The organism is Aciduliprofundum sp. MAR08-339 (assembly GCF_000327505.1).
Lineage (GTDB): Archaea > Thermoplasmatota > Thermoplasmata > Thermoplasmatales > Aciduliprofundaceae > Aciduliprofundum.
The window spans coordinates 120709-135950 of the sequence record NC_019942.1; the positions used below are offsets into that span (position 1 = coordinate 120709).

22 protein-coding genes are annotated in these 15242 nt (G+C 44.4%); 10 read left to right on the plus strand and 12 right to left on the minus strand.

What is annotated here, in order from left to right; translation table 11 throughout:
* Positions 1 to 3: 3 nt before the first annotated feature.
* The 6 genes from katG to ACIM339_RS00675 all read right to left on the minus strand — a co-directional run bounded on the left by katG (position 4) and on the right by ACIM339_RS00675 (position 5159).
* Positions 4 to 2217: a catalase/peroxidase HPI gene (gene katG / locus ACIM339_RS00650; protein WP_015282681.1), complete on the minus strand. Its 2214-nt coding sequence runs from the start codon at positions 2215 to 2217 to the stop codon at positions 4 to 6.
* A 10-nt stretch (positions 2218 to 2227) separates the two neighbouring features.
* Entirely contained in the window at positions 2228 to 2716 is a 489-nt protein-coding gene (locus ACIM339_RS00655; RefSeq protein WP_015282682.1) for a ferritin family protein, read from the minus strand.
* Positions 2713 to 3165 (minus strand): thioredoxin-dependent thiol peroxidase, encoded by a 453-nt coding sequence (bcp, locus tag ACIM339_RS00660; RefSeq protein ID WP_015282683.1) that lies wholly within the window; start codon positions 3163 to 3165, stop codon positions 2713 to 2715. Before bcp ends, ACIM339_RS00655 begins: the two co-directional genes overlap by 4 nt.
* Positions 3162 to 4349 (minus strand): FprA family A-type flavoprotein, encoded by a 1188-nt coding sequence (locus ACIM339_RS00665; protein ID WP_015282684.1) that lies wholly within the window; start codon positions 4347 to 4349, stop codon positions 3162 to 3164. Before ACIM339_RS00665 ends, bcp begins: the two co-directional genes overlap by 4 nt.
* A gap of 2 nt (positions 4350 to 4351) precedes the next feature.
* On the minus strand, positions 4352 to 4510 hold the full coding sequence (rd, locus tag ACIM339_RS00670) for a rubredoxin (RefSeq protein WP_015282685.1): 159 nt from the start codon (positions 4508 to 4510) through the stop codon (positions 4352 to 4354).
* Positions 4511 to 4649: 139 nt separating this feature from the next.
* Positions 4650 to 5159: a flavin reductase family protein gene (locus tag ACIM339_RS00675; protein WP_015282687.1), complete on the minus strand. Its 510-nt coding sequence runs from the start codon at positions 5157 to 5159 to the stop codon at positions 4650 to 4652.
* A gap of 101 nt (positions 5160 to 5260) precedes the next feature.
* Between ACIM339_RS00675 and ACIM339_RS00680 the strand changes: the two genes are divergently transcribed.
* Positions 5261 to 5683, plus strand: coding sequence for an Lrp/AsnC family transcriptional regulator (locus ACIM339_RS00680; RefSeq protein ID WP_015282688.1), 423 nt, complete (start codon positions 5261 to 5263; stop codon positions 5681 to 5683).
* Positions 5650 to 6420, plus strand: coding sequence for a DNA/RNA nuclease SfsA (sfsA, locus tag ACIM339_RS00685; RefSeq protein ID WP_015282689.1), 771 nt, complete (start codon positions 5650 to 5652; stop codon positions 6418 to 6420). Before ACIM339_RS00680 ends, sfsA begins: the two co-directional genes overlap by 34 nt.
* On the opposite strand, the gene ACIM339_RS00690 is transcribed toward sfsA, so the two are convergent.
* From ACIM339_RS00690 to ACIM339_RS07860, 3 genes are read right to left on the minus strand one after another with little or no spacing between them, the layout of a single operon-like run.
* Positions 6358 to 6693: a hypothetical protein gene (locus ACIM339_RS00690; RefSeq protein WP_015282690.1), complete on the minus strand. Its 336-nt coding sequence runs from the start codon at positions 6691 to 6693 to the stop codon at positions 6358 to 6360. The two genes, sfsA and ACIM339_RS00690, sit on opposite strands and share 63 nt — an antisense overlap.
* A 26-nt stretch (positions 6694 to 6719) precedes the next feature.
* Positions 6720 to 7169 carry an 8-oxo-dGTP diphosphatase gene (locus ACIM339_RS00695; protein ID WP_015282691.1) on the minus strand — a complete coding sequence of 150 codons (450 nt, stop codon included), beginning with the start codon at positions 7167 to 7169 and terminating at the stop codon, positions 6720 to 6722.
* On the minus strand, positions 7166 to 7306 hold the full coding sequence (locus ACIM339_RS07860) for a hypothetical protein (RefSeq protein ID WP_162007664.1): 141 nt from the start codon (positions 7304 to 7306) through the stop codon (positions 7166 to 7168). Before ACIM339_RS07860 ends, ACIM339_RS00695 begins: the two co-directional genes overlap by 4 nt.
* A gap of 114 nt (positions 7307 to 7420) precedes the next feature.
* Here ACIM339_RS07860 and ftsZ point away from each other — a divergent pair, with 114 nt between their 5' ends.
* The 8 genes from ftsZ to ACIM339_RS07865 are packed head-to-tail and all read left to right on the plus strand — an operon-like array spanning position 7421 to position 12249.
* Positions 7421 to 8515: a cell division protein FtsZ gene (gene ftsZ / locus ACIM339_RS00700; protein ID WP_015282692.1), complete on the plus strand. Its 1095-nt coding sequence runs from the start codon at positions 7421 to 7423 to the stop codon at positions 8513 to 8515.
* A gap of 5 nt (positions 8516 to 8520) precedes the next feature.
* Positions 8521 to 8742, plus strand: a complete 222-nt coding sequence (locus ACIM339_RS00705) for a protein translocase SEC61 complex subunit gamma (protein WP_048103651.1) — start codon at positions 8521 to 8523, stop codon at positions 8740 to 8742.
* A gap of 9 nt (positions 8743 to 8751) precedes the next feature.
* A complete protein-coding gene (locus ACIM339_RS00710) occupies positions 8752 to 9585 on the plus strand; it encodes a transcription elongation factor Spt5 (protein ID WP_015282694.1) in 834 nt (277 codons plus the stop codon).
* Between the two features lie 2 nt (positions 9586 to 9587).
* Positions 9588 to 10064: a 50S ribosomal protein L11 gene (locus tag ACIM339_RS00715; RefSeq protein WP_015282695.1), complete on the plus strand. Its 477-nt coding sequence runs from the start codon at positions 9588 to 9590 to the stop codon at positions 10062 to 10064.
* 38 nt (positions 10065 to 10102) lie between these two features.
* Positions 10103 to 10744: a 50S ribosomal protein L1 gene (locus tag ACIM339_RS00720; protein ID WP_015282696.1), complete on the plus strand. Its 642-nt coding sequence runs from the start codon at positions 10103 to 10105 to the stop codon at positions 10742 to 10744.
* 5 nt (positions 10745 to 10749) lie between these two features.
* Positions 10750 to 11748: a 50S ribosomal protein L10 gene (locus tag ACIM339_RS00725; protein ID WP_015282697.1), complete on the plus strand. Its 999-nt coding sequence runs from the start codon at positions 10750 to 10752 to the stop codon at positions 11746 to 11748.
* 19 nt (positions 11749 to 11767) lie between these two features.
* The gene (gene rpl12p / locus ACIM339_RS00730; RefSeq protein WP_015282698.1) at positions 11768 to 12085 is read left to right on the plus strand and encodes a 50S ribosomal protein P1; all 318 of its coding nucleotides are present in this window, start codon (positions 11768 to 11770) and stop codon (positions 12083 to 12085) included.
* Between the two features lie 11 nt (positions 12086 to 12096).
* On the plus strand, positions 12097 to 12249 hold the full coding sequence (locus tag ACIM339_RS07865; RefSeq protein ID WP_015282699.1) for a hypothetical protein: 153 nt from the start codon (positions 12097 to 12099) through the stop codon (positions 12247 to 12249).
* On the opposite strand, the gene ACIM339_RS00735 is transcribed toward ACIM339_RS07865, so the two are convergent.
* The 3 genes from ACIM339_RS00735 to ACIM339_RS00745 all read right to left on the minus strand — a co-directional run bounded on the left by ACIM339_RS00735 (position 12246) and on the right by ACIM339_RS00745 (position 15210).
* The gene (locus ACIM339_RS00735; RefSeq protein WP_015282700.1) at positions 12246 to 12701 is read right to left on the minus strand and encodes a DUF1947 domain-containing protein; all 456 of its coding nucleotides are present in this window, start codon (positions 12699 to 12701) and stop codon (positions 12246 to 12248) included. The two genes, ACIM339_RS07865 and ACIM339_RS00735, sit on opposite strands and share 4 nt — an antisense overlap.
* Positions 12652 to 14442 carry a tetratricopeptide repeat protein gene (locus tag ACIM339_RS00740; RefSeq protein WP_015282701.1) on the minus strand — a complete coding sequence of 597 codons (1791 nt, stop codon included), beginning with the start codon at positions 14440 to 14442 and terminating at the stop codon, positions 12652 to 12654. Before ACIM339_RS00740 ends, ACIM339_RS00735 begins: the two co-directional genes overlap by 50 nt.
* A 90-nt stretch (positions 14443 to 14532) precedes the next feature.
* On the minus strand, positions 14533 to 15210 hold the full coding sequence (locus tag ACIM339_RS00745) for a hypothetical protein (RefSeq protein WP_015282702.1): 678 nt from the start codon (positions 15208 to 15210) through the stop codon (positions 14533 to 14535).
* Between the last annotated feature and the right edge of the window lie 32 nt (positions 15211 to 15242).

Sequence of the window (15242 nt, forward strand, 5' to 3'; positions counted from 1 at the left end):
TTTTCACCTCCTTTTTTTACCCATATCTGACATTCCCAATTTCAAATCAAACCTATCTATGTTCATAACTTTATTCCACGCCCTTATGAAATCATGAACAAATTTTTCTTTTGCATCATCGCTGGCGTAAACTTCTGCAATTGCCCTTAGCTCGTCATGATGCCCGAATATTAAATCAACCCTCGTTGCTTTAAATTTCATCTCCCCGCTTTTTCTATCGTAGCCTCCAAAGAGATAACGATGTTCATCCTCTTGTCTCCACTCAATTCCCATATCAAGGAGATTCACGAAGAAATCGTTTGTGAGCACTTCTGGAGAATCTGTGAGAACCCCATATTTTTGATATCTGTAAACAGCTCCGAGTACCCTTAAGCCACCAACAAGAACAACCATTTCAGGCACTGTGAGTGTTAAAAGCTGAGCTTTATCCACCAGGAAGTACTCTGGAGTTGTGTAAATATCGCTTTCATCAAATTCTGCAGGATTTTTGAAGTAGTTCCTGAAGCCATCTGCGAAGGGCTCTATCTCCTTGTAGAATTCCACTTCAACCTGCTCCTGCGTGACATCAACCCTGCCCGGAGTGAATGGAACTCTCACATTGAAACCTGCTTTTCTGGCCGCTTCCTCTATTGCTGCATTCCCTCCGAGAATTATCAGATCTGCAATTGAAACTCTCTTGTTACTTCCCTTTCTCTCCTGCTCCTCATTGAACTCCTGCTGAATATTCTCATAGATGCCAATTATTCTTTTCAAATCCTCTGGATGGTTAACATCCCACTCGTTCATGGGGTAAAGTCTTATTCTCGCCCCGTTTGCTCCGCCTCTTCTGTCAGAATTTCTGTATGTGGAGGCAGATGCCCATGCCGTGTAGACAAGTTGAGAAATGCTCAGACCGGAAGAGATAATCCGTCTCTTCAACTCCTCAATATTCTTCTCGTCAATCAGATCGTAATCCCTTTCGGGAAGAGGATCCTGCCAGACAAACTCCTCTTCGGGAACATAAGGCCCCACATAACATGTTTTCGGCCCCATATCCCTGTGGGTGAGTTTGAACCATGCCCTTGCAAAAGCCTTCTCAAACTCCTGGGGATTTTCAAGAAATCTTCTGGCTATTTTGGAATATATTGGATCATATCTCAACGCCAGATCCGCAGTTAACATTCTTGGTCTGTGCTTTTTGTTCGGGTCATGCGCATCTGGAATTATCTCCGGAGCATCCTTGGCAACCCATTGTGGTTTTCCATCAGGACTCTTTTCAAGTTCCCATTCATAATTGAACATGAATCTCAGATACTGTATACCGAACTTTGTTGGAGTTGTGGACCATGTGAGTTCAAATCCAGATGTGTATGTATCAGAACCCTTGCCACTTCCGTAGCTGAATTCCCAACCAAGCCCCCCAGATTCCAGGGGAGAGGAACTGGGATCAGGCCCAAGATATTTGCTTGACCCAGCACCGTGACATTTTCCAAATGCATGGCCTCCGGCTATTAAAGCAACCGTTTCTTCATCATTCATTCCCATTCTGCTAAAAGCAACCCTTATATCCTTTGCAGATTCCACCGGATCAGGATTGCCCCCGGACCCCGCAGGATTTACATAAATCAACCCCATTTCTGTTGCCGCGTACGGCTTCCTAAGCTTACCCTTCTCAAATCTCTTATCTCCGGTGAGCATCTCTTCTTCTTTTCCCCAGTCCGGGCTCTCATCTGGTTCAAAGATATCCTCACGACCGAGGGAAAAACCTAAAGTTTTCACACCCATATCCTCAAGGGCAACTGTACCTGCAAGAATGATCAAATCCGCCCAGGAAAGCTTTCTTCCGTATTTCTTTTTTATGGGCCAGAGGAGCCTTATGGCCTTATCAAGACCAATATTATCAGGCCAGTTAATCCTCAGAGGAAAGCGAATGCTGCCGTTCCTTGCTCCTCCTCTACCATCGTAAATTCTGTAACTTCCCGAACTGTGCCAGGCAAGACGGACAAAAAGCGGGCCGTAATGTCCGAAATCTGGGGGCCACCAATCCTGCGGAGTTTTCATAAGTTTCTTTAAATCTTCAATAACCGCATCAACATCAAGGTCCTTAACCTCTCTGATGTAATCAAAGTCCATCCCATAGGGATGCTGAGCAGGGCAGTTCTGCCGCAGGATTTTTAAATTCAACCTGTTTGGCCACCAGTCCGTTATCCATCTTTTTCTATATTCTATTTTTTTCATCCTCTTCACCTCAGGGGCCCGCATGCATCATTGGCCAATACTCATCGTAATTTTCAAAATTTTTCAAATTCTCCAATTCTTTGGCAAGGATGTCGTAATGACCCTGCTCCATGTTCGCAAGAATCTGCAGCATTTTTCTGCTCTCATCATCTTCAACTTTGTTTTTAAGGCTCTCGTAGAAATCCTTCGCTGCAAGCTCCGCATTCATCGCATCTTCAATTATCTCGCTGAGCAATCTTTCCTCCGAGGGATCCACCTCTGGCAGAGGCACTGGAGTTTTCTCAGGAACTTCTATTTCCTCATCGGGAAACTTTTGCCTGTAAAACGCTTCCAGATAAGCACGATGCTTGTCCTCCTCTCCCGCCAGAAAGTTCAGGCGGTCTTTCAAAAGTGCGTTCTTGACCCTACTCGCAAGAGTGCGATAAAGCTCTCCACTGTCAATCTCGCTCTTTATTGCAGCGAGCAGCAGGGTTTTTAAATTATACTCTTCTAAATTCATTTTGCCACCTCCTTTAATGTTTTCAATACCTCTTCAACATGACCGGCAACGCGCACCTTCTTCCATTCCTTCACGATATTGCCCTCGAGGTCTATCAGGAAAGTGCTTCTAATCGTGCCGTAATATTCCCTACCATAATTTTTCTTCTTGCCCCACGCGCCGTATTTCTCTATGACCTCATGGCTCTCGTCGCTGAGTAGCAGGATATTTAGTTCGTGCTTGTTTATAAATTTTTCGTGGGATTTGGGCGAGTCCTTGCTTATGCCGATTATAACCGCGTTCAACTTTTCAAATTCCTCCTTATTCTCTGTGAATTCCTTCGCCTCTCTAGTGCATCCGGATGTGTTGTCCTTGGGATAAAAATAAAGAACCACCCACTTTCCTCGGAAATCACGGAGGCAATGCTCCTCTCCCCGATAATCCGGAAGGCAGAAGTCCGGCGCCTTCATTTCAGCACCCCCAGTTCCCTATGCTTCTCGGCAATATTCTTCGCAAATTCATCTATCTTCTCATAATCCTCTTCCTTTGGCAAACCTTTGATTAGGAGTGGATCAAGCAATTCAACCTTCAACGCGCCAAGATTCGCCTTGAGTATGTCCACCGTTCTCCCGCCCCAGCCATAGGAGCCCATTATTCCAATGAACTTGGCCTTGGGTTTTAGAGCATTTATCAAGTAGGCAGCGTAAACAGCATTTGGGTGCGGTCCGGATAGCATCGTTGGTGTTGCCAGAACTATTGTGGTGACATCCACCATATCCATGGCAAACTCTCCCATATCCACAGTTATCAAATTCCTTATCTTTACCTCAACCCCCAATTTGTTGAGCTGATGGGCCAGATAATTTACCATTAATTTTGTGCTGCCATGCATTGATACATAGCCTATGAGAACCTCGTTCTTTGTTTCAGGGGAGATCCATTCCTTGTAGGCATCAATTATGAACTTTGGATCGCTGTATGCGGGTCCGTGGCTCGGTGCAATTATCTTCGGGTCCAAATCCTCAATTTTCTTTATGTTCCTCGCTATTATGTGGCGGAATGGCATCATTATCTCCGCGTAGTATCTCTTCGCCTCATGATAGATGCGGTCGTACTGCTCCGCAAAGGTGTGTGTCGTCGCCGCGTGAGAGCCGAAGAAATCACAGGTAAAGGCAATGCGCTCCTCAACGAGGAATGTGGTCATAGTTTCCGGCCAGTGAACCCATGGCGTCATGTAGAACTTAAGTGTTCTGTCCCCAAGGGAGAGTTCATCACCCTCATTTATTACGAGGAAAACATCATCTTTTAGATGAAGGAGATCCTCCTCAAAGCCCTTGCACTTTGCGTTGGTTACAACCTTCGCATCGGGATACCTTTCAAGAAGCATGGGTATTGAGCCGGAATGATCCTGCTCGGCATGATTGGACACTATGTAGTCAATCCTTTCAACACCCAGATCCCTCAAATTCAAAAGCAATTCATCAACTCTTTCGGGTTCCACTGTGTCAATAAGTACCGTTTTTTCACTGCCCTTAACAAGGTACGAGTTGTAACTCGTACCCTGCGGTGTGGGAACTATCTCATCAAATAGAGTACGTTCCCAGTCAATCGCTCCAACATTGTAAACCCTGTCACTTATCTTTCTCACTGGCATATTCAATCCACCTTCTCAAACATGTCCTTACTTGCTCCACAAACGGGACAGACCCAGTCCTCTGGCAAATCCTCAAAGGGTGTTCCAGCTGGAACATCACTATCGGGATCTCCCACTGCCGGATCATATATGTATCCACACACCATACATCTCCATCTCATTTTTTCACCTCCTTTTCAAATATCTCTCCCATCCATCCCTCATCCAAAGGTACGGGGTGGTAGTCTCGGGCCGGAAAACCGGCCCTCACCGACTGCCCCAAAATATGAGAGATGGGTGTGTCAGCGTGACCCTTCATTCTCACTTGCCTCCTATGTAGGTGGCCGCCTTTTCAGGTGTTTTACCCTTCACCACATTGTGGTAATAATCGTAGGTCATGGGACGCCCCTCCCCCAGTTTCTCCGCGTCCACAACTTCTCCCACAAATAGGGTGTGAGTTCCAACATCAATTGAGTCAACAACCCTGGCCTCTATGTATCCAAGGGAATGATCAAGCACGATTGGAGCACCTGTAACTCCTATCTTGTACCTTGTGTTGTCAAACTTACTTACATCCCTTCCACTTCTGAATCCAAACAGACCTATGAATTTGAATGGAGCCTCTGTGGAGAGTATTGAGACTGAGAACACACCACTGGACTCAATAAACTCATGCGTGAGATTTTCTTTATTTATGCTTATTGCGATTCTTGCAGGTTTTGATGTTATCTGAAAGGCAGTGTTGGCTATCTGCCCGTTCAATTTTCCATCTTTAACTGAGGAAATCACATACATTCCATAGCTCAATTCATGGAGCACCTTCCTATCCATATGGTAGGTAATAGGTTCGAATTATATAAGAGTTTCGTTTGAATTTCAAATCAATTACTTTGAGAAAACTTTAATAAGGAGTTTCCATTTATGTACAAATAATGGATAAAAAAGATTTAAAAATCATAGAATTACTTCAAGAAAATTCAAGAATTTCGTACACAGAGATGGCTAGAATACTTGGAGTTACAGAGACAACAATACGCAAGAGAATTGCAGATATGGAGAAAAAAGGCATAATAAAAAAATATACCATCGAAGTGAACCCTGAGAAATTGGGATACAAGAACGTCACTATTTTGGGTATGGATGTTGAGCCAAAGTACCTTCTCGAGGCGGCTAAAAAACTGGCCGAGATTGAGGAGGCAAAATGGGTTGCCACATCCACAGGGGACCATATGATAATGGCTGAGATATGGACAAAGAACGGAGAAGAACTATTCAATCTCATAACAAAGAAGATCTCAAAAATCAGAGGCGTGAAGGATCTATGCCCTGCGATAATAATGGAAAGGATAAAGTAATTCTAGAAATTGAAGGCGATAATGAGGGCATATTCGTTGAAAGGCCCAATAGGTTCATTTCAATAGTTGAGATAAACGGGCAGAAGGAATATGCGCATGTTCACGATCCCGGCAGACTCAGGGAACTCCTCTACCCAGGCAATGAAGTTCTTCTGAAAAAATATGAAGGGGGTATAAGGAAAACAAAGTGGGAGATACTGGCAGCAAAGAAAGATTCCAAATGGATTTTCGTGAACTCAAAATTTCATCGTCAGATATCAGAGATAATACTGAAAAATGAAAGATTATCTCCCATCGGTGTGATAGAAGACCTGCATCCCGAGGTCAAGGTTGGAAAAAGCAGAATAGATTTTCTTGCCATAAGAGATGGAAAAAAAGTATGGATAGAGATCAAGGGATGCACCCTTGAGAGGAATGGTGTAGCTTTGTTTCCTGATGCCCCAACCGAGCGTGGAAAAAGGCATGTGGAAGAACTGCTCAATATGAAAAAAATGGGAGATGATGCGGTAATTATCTTCTTGATTTTTGTAAATGCCTCCTGTTTCAGACCAAACTACGAGACGGATGAAAAATTCTCCCGTGCACTATACAAAGCTATGGAGCACGGTGTATCTGTTTATCCGCTCCTCCTGAATTACGATGGGAGGGCCATAAAATTTGAAAAACCACTTCAACTATGCAGAGAGCAGGAGATAGAAACTGAAAATGAGGGGGATCACTCCAAGAACTATAACTAGCCAGTTCACCTTCACATATCTATCCACCATTTTTCTGCTTTCAAACTCCATTTTGTAGGTGGAGTACTCTATCTCATTGGGTTGAGGACTCATAATCATACCGTTGTATGGATTGCCCCTTCCTGCATGGGATACCCCAGAGATAAGATAGGATATTCCAAAGAAGAACAGTGAAAATATGAACGCCAGGGCAGGGTCATGTAGGGCCAGTAAAATGAGAGCAAGGGTAAGAATTAACCATATCGCATCCACAACAATCAATACCCGAGGCATACGTATACTATCGTTAAGAAATTATTTTAATTTTTCCAGGCATTCAAACTGAATTTCTGCATAATCTCGCCATCAAACCAGAACTCAGCTTCAAATTTAAGACCGTTCAAAACCACTGGAAGCCAGTATTTATCATCCTCCCACATTTCTTCGTAGGGAATTGAATTTAAAGGGAACCACTTGGGTATGGATTCATCGCTCTCCTGCGGCTCACCCTCTATTGATGCCCTGAAAACGTAAACGAGCCAGTCCTCTCCATTCACATCGTAAAATTTTATTATACCTGCCCTCTCCACCTGAGTTATGGATGCTCCCATTTCCTCCCTGGCTTCTCTCACTGCGCACTCCTCAGGACTTTCATTTCTCTCCAATTTACCGCCCAGACCATTCCATTTTCCCTTCCCGTGACCTCTTTTTTTGTAGTGCAATAGAATCCTTCCATCCCGGATAATGTGGACTATAACCGCTTTGATCATCCCAATACCCTCCTATGCAGACAGGAATCTTCAATCTCAGCATACCTATAGGCAATGGACCTGCCTATTTTAGAGGCTGCACCTGTGATAAGGACCCTCTTTCCCTTGAGAGACAGGATCTCCTCTATTTTCTTCACATGAGAATATAATCTGGAATCTTACTTAAAATTTGCCAGAAACCCAAATTGCGAAGGGCAAAATTTATATTAGCCCTTGCTTTAATCCTCACAGGGATTTAAAAAGGTGATTTTATGAAGTCGCTGGTTAAGGAGGTACTCTCAAAGGTCGATGAGAGGGTTGCAGTGCGTGAAGAGCCAACAATAACCAGTCCCGATGATGAGGAACTTCTGAATTTGTTACAAAAATTGAAAACAAATATAAAGGTCGTTGGTTGTGGAGGAGCCGGAAGCAATACCATAAACCGCATTATGGAAGAGGGAATTGTTGATGTTGAACTCATAGCTGCAAATACGGACGCTCAACATTTGCTTATAACGCATGCGAATCGCAAAATTCTTCTGGGCAGGCGCATAACCAGGGGTCTGGGAGCAGGTGCGTTGCCTCAGGTTGGTGAGGAGGCTGCAAGGGAAGTGGAGGATAGAATCCGTGAGATTCTTCAGGGCGCAGACATCGTTTTCATAACCTGCGGCTTGGGTGGAGGAACGGGTACTGGAAGCGCCCCAGTTGTGGCTCAAATTGCCAAAGAAATAGGCGCACTCACAATTGCAATATGCACCCTACCATTCACCGCCGAGGGAAGAATGAGATTTGAAAATGCTATGTGGGGGCTTGAAAAATTAAAACAGTACGTGGATACCGTTATAACCATTCCAAACGACAAGTTGCTTCAACTGGTGCCCAGATTACCCCTGAACCTTGCCTTTAAGGTTGCCGATGAAATATTGATGCGTTCAATCAAGGGTCTGGCTGAGATGATAACCAAGCCAGGCCTGGTGAATCTGGACTTCAACGATCTCAAGACCATAATGAAGGGTGGCGGTGTTGCAATGATCGGGCTCGGAGAGAGCGACTCCGAGAACAGGGCAGAGGATGCAATAAAGGAGGCACTGAACTCCCCACTCATTGAGGCTGATATAAGCGAAGCAACGGGAGCACTAATAAATGTGGTGGGCGGAGAGAACATGACCGTGAAGGAGGCGGAAAGCGTGGCCGAATACGTGCAGTCCCACATAAGCAAGGGTGCAAGGATCATCTGGGGTGCCTCCATAGATCCTGCGTTGGGTAACACATTGCGTGTTATGGTGGTAATAACGGGAGTGAAATCACCATACATACAGGGCCTTGAGGCCATAGAAAAAAATAAAGAGGTTGACGTTATAAGGTGAAACCCATGGGCATCATTGAAAAAAGTGAAGAGGTTCAGAAGAGCATAGAACACTGGCTGTCTGGGTTCGGCAAGGGCAAGTACTCCAGAATTCTCAAGATGTCCAGAAAGCCCACAAGGGACGAGTACGGAAAGGTTCTGGCCATAACGGGACTGGGCATACTCTTCATTGGAGGAGTCGGATTTGCCCTTTATTACATTTTCCAGATCTGGCTTCACATACCCTGAGGGATTGAAATGATTGAGGTTAGCATAAATACTGAGCTTTTCAGGATCCCTGCAGGAAGGATTGCTGAGATAGTCCTCGTGATCTCCAACAAGGGGGAGAAGAAGGAGAAGGTGACACTTAAAGTAGTATCGGATCTGCATATGCAAGATCCCTCGCTAGAATGGGGCTTGCACATAACGGGCGTGGGAAAAGAGGAAGTAAAACTCCTGATCACCAAGGAGGAAAACAAGGAACTTGAGTACGAAATTGCCATACCCGGGAACAAAAGAAAGGAAATTTACGCAAACATCATAGTGCCCAGAGCCGCTGAGATAGGGGATTCTGGCACCTTCAAATTCCAAGTGCTCTCCCAGGATGGCTCGTGGAGTAGGGAGGTTAAGATAAACGTTGAATCCGCAATTGTTGCCGTTAAGACAACCATAGGCCAGGAGATTAAGGTTGCAAGGGATATTGGATTGAAGGCCCGAATTCATAAATGGGATGATATCTTTGCGGTCCTTGCCCCGTACAACCTTAAGGGCTATGTGTTTGTGGAAACTTCACGTCCGGATAAGGTCCTATCCCTCATAAGGGGAATCAAGGATGCAAAGGGTGTTGTTAGGGGAGAGATGCATCTTGAAGAAATCAAGCACTATCTAACACCCACACCCACGATTCGTCACATATCTGTGGGAGATATCGTTGAACTTGTGGAAGGCCCATTCAAGGGCGAACATGCCAAGGTGATACAGATTGACGAGGCAAAGAATGAAATAACAGTTGAGCTTTTCGAGGCCATGGTGCCAATACCAATAACCGTGAAAGCTGAGGCTGTGCGCCTATTGGAAAAGGAAGGTGAGTAAAAATGGGACAGGTAATTGAAGTTCTGGTTGAAGGCGGTAAGGCGTCTCCCGGACCCCCGCTGGGCCCTGCGCTGGGACCCATGGGTGTTAACATAGCTCAGGTTATAAAGGCAATAAACGAGAAAACAAAGGACTATGCAGGAATGCAGGTTCCTGTGAAAATTGAGGTGGACCCAAAGACCAAGGAATTTACAATAACCATAGGAACACCACCCACATCCGCCCTAATAAAAAAGGAGCTGGGCATAGAAAAAGGTTCGGGAAATGCGAGAACCGAGAAGGTTGGTGATTTGAGTTTGGAGCAGGTAGTTAAAATAGCGAGGATGAAGAAAGATAATTCGCTCTCCTATGATATTAAGGGTGTGGTACTTGAAGTTCTCGGCACATGTGTTTCCATGGGTGTAACCGTGGAAGGCAAGGACCCCAGAGATGTGCAAAAGCTTATAAAGAATAACGAAATCACCCTACCTAACTTGTAGGAGAGCCGTGGGCTCGCTTACTACAAGGAGGTGTTCATTTGCGTGAAAACATAGTTGGCGCTGTAAAAGAGGCCATTGAGAAGTCGAAGGAAAGGAAATTTGTTGAGAGTGTAGACTTGGCGATAAATTTAAAGGATGTTGATCTGAGCATTCCCAAGAACAGGATAAACGAGGAGGTAATTCTCCCACATGGGAGGGGGAAGGAGATCAAAATAGGGGTTTTTGCATCTGGAGAAACCGCACTTAAAGCCAAAGGCTGTGCAGATCTTGTAATCCCTCCAGAGGAGATTGATAAACTTGCAGAAGATAAGAGAAAGGCGAGGAAAATTGCAAATCAGTATGATTTCTTCCTTGCAGAAGCCCCTCTGATGGGAAAGATCGGTAAGAGTTTGGGTATAATTCTAGGTCCCCGTGGCAAGATGCCAAAACCCATTCCTCCTGGAGGAGATCCGTGTCCAATGGTTGAAAGGCTAAAGCACACCGTTAGAATGCGTTCAAAGGATAAGAGAACATTCCATGTGCCGGTTGGGACAAAGAATATGGATGTTGAGAAGATTGCAGACAACATTGAAGAGGTCATAAAGAGGCTTGAAATGAAACTTGAAAGGGGATTGCAGAACATCGACTCCGTGTACGTGAAGACCACCATGGGTCCGGCCGTGAAAATCAAGTTGAGGTGATTTAGATGGCTCACGTTGCACCTTGGAAATATAAGTTCGTGGACCAGTTGGTTCAACTGATGGACAAGTACCCTGTCGTGGGGATAGTCAACATAAACAACATCCCAGCTGCACAGATGCAGAAAATGAGAAGAGATCTGAAGGACAAGGCCGTTTTTATAGTGGGCAAGAACAGGCTCATAAAACTTGCCCTGGAGAAATCTGGAAAGAAGAACATAAAAGAACTGGCCAATTACATAGAGGGGCAAACCGGTATAATATTCACGGATATGAACGCTTTCAAACTGGCAAAATTGCTTGAAAAGACCGAGACAAAGGCTCCCGCCAAGGGCGGAGAGATTGCACCCGAAGATATCATCGTTCACGAGGGTGAAACTCCATTCAAGCCAGGTCCGATGATAAGCGAGTTCCAGAAGGTTGGATTACCCGCAGCGGTTCAGAAGGGAAAGATAGTTATACGCAAGGACACAGTACTGGTGAAGAAGGGAGAAGTTATAAGCAGGGACGTGGCTCAGGTACTTACAAAATTGGAAATCTTCCCCATGACTGTGGGCCTGGACTTGAAGGCTGCATACGAGGATGAAATGGTATTCTCCAAGGAAGTGCTTCACGTTGACACAACGAAGGTCTACGGAGATATTGTCAACGCCATACAGTACGCCACAAATCTGTCTGTAAACGCAGCGTATCCAACAAAACTAACAATGCCAATGATCATAGGAAAGGCTGCAAGAGATGCTTTGAATCTGGCGATAAATGGAGGTATAGTGAACAAATTCACGGCAGAGCACATACTGAGAAAAGCGTATATGGAAATGCTTTCACTTGCATCTGTGCTTGGCGATGGTCTGGATGATGAATTGAAAAACTTAATATCCAATAGGCCTTCTCCCCCTCCAGATAAGGAGGAAAAAGAGAAGAAGAAAGAGGAAGAAAAGAAGGAAGAGGAAGAAGAAAATAAAGAGGAAGAGGCAATAGCGGGCCTTGGAGCCCTGTTCGGATAAGTAGAAAGGAGGTATGAAAATGGAATATGTGTATAGTGCCTTGATCCTGCATTCGCTGGGAAAGGAGATAAATGAAGAAGCAATAGCCAACATAATAAAGGCAGCCGGTGTAGAGCCAGACATGGCAAGGATTAAAGCCCTTGTCTCAGCGCTTAGCGATATAGATATAGACGAGGCGATAAAGAACGCGGCATTTGTACCAGTGGCAGCAGCACCTGCAGCTGCAGCACCCAGTGAGGAAAAAGATGAGAAGAAAGAGGAAGAAAAGAAGGAAGAGGAAGAAGAGGAAAAGAAGGAAGAAGAGGCTATCGCAGGACTCGGCGCACTCTTCGGATAAACGGTGAGTGAATGCAGAAGATCCTCACCTACACCCTTCTTTACTTTATACCAGCGGCTCTGATAGCCTACGGTATATGGCAGAACCTACTGGCACTGATAATAGGGTTAGGATGGATAGGCTCATCCTTCGTGATATTTGAGATATCCAAGGACAAGGACTAATCCATTATTTTGAATATTTTATCACCGTAATAATGAATGTTCTTCACGGCAATTCCGCTTTTTTCTCTGACCATGGAATCTCCGTTGATTAGAGCAATACCAACCGCAATGGGTTTTTTGTATTTTTCATCACGAATGTAAACTGCATCACCCTCCTTGATCCCGAGATCCGCGTCCACTATACCCGCTGCAAAAATATTGGCCCCATTCAGGACATGTCTCACCGCGCCCATGTCCACTGTCACATAATTCTCAGAAGGTGTATTTTCCAATAGAAGAAGTACTGTTGGAAAATACTTATTTTCATACAGAAAATACGCTGGCATACCATTCACCAGGATAATCTCATAATCTCCCTCAACAACCTCATATGTTCCATCCACCCATACGTTCATGGCAAGATTATTTTTTATTTCCCTTACCTTCTTCTTTCTTAGATGATACCTTTTCATTCGTGCTCACCTCCTCAAGCCTTTCAAGGGCCATCTCCGATCCCATACCCGCCGATATCTCAAAACACCTCTTGGCTTCCCTCATCTTCCCAAGTGCAAGATACGCCTCCCCCATAAAGTAATAGGCCTCACGACTTCTTATTCCCTTGAAGATATCTATGGCTTTATCGTATTTTTCCGTATCTAACAGCAAGGCCCCAATTCTCAATTGGAAATCAACATCATTTGGATCCATTTCAAAATGTTCATCTTCCAGTACGTATTTTATGAATTTTCTCTCCCTTTCAAAAACGGACCCATTTATGTTCTTTATAACCTCATAGGCATCCTTAAATTTGCCCATACTCTCCAGAGAGAGACATTTGTAATACGCTACCTCTGCCCTTCCCTTCATATTCAAAATTTCATCGTACCTGCCAAGTTTGAACAGAATTCTCGCCTTAATGCTTTCATCCCCATACCGTAGCGCCTCTTCATACCTGCCCATCTTTATGTAGATTCTTGCTCTATCCTCAGCATTGCCCCTGTTCAAAGCGATTTCGTAGTACTTAACAGACTCTGTAGGGTATCCAAGGAAATCGTATATGTCCCCGATAAGTTCCGGGGCTTTCACAAGGGTTGTATCCCTCTCCATGGCAATTTTCAGAGATTCTATTGCCTCCTCGTACCTTTCAAGTTTGTAAAGTGCAAGTCCCCTCCAGTACCATGTCTCTCCGTAATCCGGATCCAGATCTATGGCATTTTCAAGGCACTCCAAGGCCTCCTCATATTTGCCAAGTTCACAGAGGGCATGGCCCTTGGCATGCCAGGCGTAATCAAATTTTGGATTTATGCTGAGAGCCTTCTCATGGAATGGTATGGAATACTTATGCATATGCATTCTGTCCAGCGCGTTGCCTATGTTATTCCAAGCAATTTCGTAATTTGGATTCACGCTCACGGATTTCATAAAATATGGAATAGATTCCATGTAATGTTTAAGGTTGTAGAGGGCATTGCCCATGTTGTTCCAAGCAATCTCATCCCTTGAATCTATCCTCAGAGCGTGCCAGTAATCCGCCACCGCAGCACTGAGCTGTCCCATGGCGTGGTGTGTGTATCCCCTGTTGTACCATGCCTCCTTATAAGAGGGTTCAATCTCCAATGCACGATCGTAGCATTTTAGAGCCTCTTCGTATAGGCCCAGGGTAAACAGGAGAAATCCCTTGTTGTTCCAGGCCTCAACATTTTCGGGATTCTCTTCCAGGGCTCTATCGTAGAATTCAAGAGCCTTCTCCTTTTCTCCCCTGCCGAAGTAAATGTTGCCAAGAACAACAAAATGTAAGTCCTTCGCTCCTTTTTTCATCAACTCTCTCAAAACCTTTTCGGCAAGGTTATAGTCCTCGGCGTTCACAAGGGCAACGGCAGATAGGTATTGAAAATTCTCATTTTTGAATTTCTTCAACCCTGCTCTAATAACCCTCCTAGCCCTTTTTAAATTACCCATGCGCACATAGAGATTGGCCAGAGAGAGATAAACCTCAGGAAAGGATGGGTTCAAAGATAGAACCTTGAGATAAGAACTTCTTGCCCTTTTATACTCCCCGACGGCATAGTAGGCATTACCCAGATAAAACCATATTTCATAGTTATCTGGATTTTTCTTCAGAGCAATTTCAAGATGAGATATGGCCTCCCTGTAATAGCCCTCCATCATCAACTCCAATGCCCTGTCAATTTCTACATCCTCTCCACTTTTCACAAATCCACCAATGCTTTTCTTCTAATAATATTTTCCATAAACAAAAACATAAAGAGCGGTGAAGACTCAAATATACAAAAAATTGGAAAATTACTTCTGTGCGTGTCTCATTCCCCAAACCTGGCCCTTACGCATGATTTGTATTCCTATTATGAACAGCATATACAGGGAAGAGAGAAGCAAACTCAGATACAGTCCCGGTCCCATAAGATACCTTTCAAACAGTCCGAGGGGAGATTCCTTTACAGCAGATATTGAAAGGGTCGCATTTTCAACGTGGATGGTCACGTTGTATATACCCCGGGGAAGTGATAGGTTGAATTTGTACAGAGTTGAATTTCCTCTCACAGTTCCCTTGACACTGCCTCTCTGGAAGACCGTGCCCGAATCTATGTTCTTAACCACGTAACTTAGATTTTCCTGAGTTTTACCGTTGTATGTGGCTTTGACTTTGAATACAGCGCTCATGTTTGAGGTGGAATAGGGCTCAATAACTGCCTTTAAAGACTCATTTTCAAAATTGCCCTGAGGTACGGCTCCAACATGGTAGGAAAAGGCAAGAAAGAACAAAAGCACACCCAAAATGATGGCAGGTACCCCGTATATCGCACGTTCCTTGGTTCTCCACACCTTCAAAACCTTGAAAATGAGGAAAACTAAAATGGGAGATAATATGGTCAAAATCCAAACGTTCATAGAACCAAATACAACTGCCGTGGAGATTATGAATCCCGCTATGAGTCTGCCATATTTTACCGAGAAATCCATGATGCAGATTAAGTCCAAATGGTATTTAAACT

Bases quoted from the DNA above. Each gene is read 5' to 3' on its own strand.
- ACIM339_RS00745 (WP_015282702.1), bottom strand. From the start codon at position 15,210: ATGGATTTCTCGGTAAAATATGGCAGACTCATAGCGGGATTCATAATC.
- ACIM339_RS00655 (WP_015282682.1), bottom strand. From the start codon at position 2,716: ATGAATTTAGAAGAGTATAATTTAAAAACCCTGCTGCTCGCTGCAATA.
- ACIM339_RS00695 (WP_015282691.1), bottom strand. From the start codon at position 7,169: ATGATCAAAGCGGTTATAGTCCACATTATCCGGGATGGAAGGATTCTA.
- ACIM339_RS00665 (WP_015282684.1), bottom strand. From the start codon at position 4,349: ATGCCAGTGAGAAAGATAAGTGACAGGGTTTACAATGTTGGAGCGATT.
- ACIM339_RS00715 (WP_015282695.1), top strand. From the start codon at position 9,588: ATGGGACAGGTAATTGAAGTTCTGGTTGAAGGCGGTAAGGCGTCTCCC.
- sfsA (WP_015282689.1), top strand. From the start codon at position 5,650: ATGCCCTGCGATAATAATGGAAAGGATAAAGTAATTCTAGAAATTGAA.
- ACIM339_RS07865 (WP_015282699.1), top strand. From the start codon at position 12,097: ATGCAGAAGATCCTCACCTACACCCTTCTTTACTTTATACCAGCGGCT.
- katG (WP_015282681.1), bottom strand. From the start codon at position 2,217: ATGAAAAAAATAGAATATAGAAAAAGATGGATAACGGACTGGTGGCCA.
- ACIM339_RS00675 (WP_015282687.1), bottom strand. From the start codon at position 5,159: ATGGATAGGAAGGTGCTCCATGAATTGAGCTATGGAATGTATGTGATT.
- rpl12p (WP_015282698.1), top strand. From the start codon at position 11,768: ATGGAATATGTGTATAGTGCCTTGATCCTGCATTCGCTGGGAAAGGAG.
- ACIM339_RS00725 (WP_015282697.1), top strand. From the start codon at position 10,750: ATGGCTCACGTTGCACCTTGGAAATATAAGTTCGTGGACCAGTTGGTT.
- ACIM339_RS00735 (WP_015282700.1), bottom strand. From the start codon at position 12,701: ATGAAAAGGTATCATCTAAGAAAGAAGAAGGTAAGGGAAATAAAAAAT.
- rd (WP_015282685.1), bottom strand. From the start codon at position 4,510: ATGAGATGGAGATGTATGGTGTGTGGATACATATATGATCCGGCAGTG.
- ACIM339_RS00690 (WP_015282690.1), bottom strand. From the start codon at position 6,693: ATGCCTCGGGTATTGATTGTTGTGGATGCGATATGGTTAATTCTTACC.
- bcp (WP_015282683.1), bottom strand. From the start codon at position 3,165: ATGAAGGCGCCGGACTTCTGCCTTCCGGATTATCGGGGAGAGGAGCAT.
- ACIM339_RS00705 (WP_048103651.1), top strand. From the start codon at position 8,521: ATGGGCATCATTGAAAAAAGTGAAGAGGTTCAGAAGAGCATAGAACAC.
- ACIM339_RS00710 (WP_015282694.1), top strand. From the start codon at position 8,752: ATGATTGAGGTTAGCATAAATACTGAGCTTTTCAGGATCCCTGCAGGA.
- ACIM339_RS00680 (WP_015282688.1), top strand. From the start codon at position 5,261: ATGGATAAAAAAGATTTAAAAATCATAGAATTACTTCAAGAAAATTCA.
- ftsZ (WP_015282692.1), top strand. From the start codon at position 7,421: ATGAAGTCGCTGGTTAAGGAGGTACTCTCAAAGGTCGATGAGAGGGTT.